This window comes from Ancylomarina longa (assembly GCF_003996985.1).
Classification (GTDB): Bacteria; Bacteroidota; Bacteroidia; order Bacteroidales; family Marinifilaceae; genus Ancylomarina_A; species Ancylomarina_A longa.
Genome location: NZ_RJJX01000308.1, coordinates 1 through 369 on the forward strand (window position 1 = coordinate 1; position 369 = coordinate 369).

Below are 369 nucleotides of genomic sequence, written 5' to 3' on the forward strand. Positions count from 1 at the left end.
TATTGGATGCCGGCAATGCGGGAGCAACATATTTATGGAGTACCGGAGAAACTACGCAAACAATTAGTACATCAATTAGTGGTAACTATTCCGTTGTTGTAACCAATACCAATGGCTGTTCCGCCAGCGATGATATGAATGTTACTGTTCATGCCAATTCAATCGTAGATTTGGGAGCGGATCAGCAGACCTGTGCAGGCAGCAGCATCATATTGGATGCTGGCAATGCGGGAGCAACATATTTATGGAGTACCGGAGAAACTACGCAAACAATTAGTACATCAACCAGTGGTAACTATTCCGTTGTTGTAACCAATACCAATGGCTGTTCCGCCAGCGATGATGTGAATGTTACTGTTCATGCCAATC

Annotated in this window: 1 protein-coding gene; it reads left to right on the forward strand. The window is 44.2% G+C overall.

Translation table 11 applies throughout. The annotated features are described in order from the left end of the window. A partial coding sequence (locus tag DLK05_RS17780; protein ID WP_209319985.1) for a hypothetical protein occupies positions 1-369 on the forward strand: 369 nt, incomplete at both ends.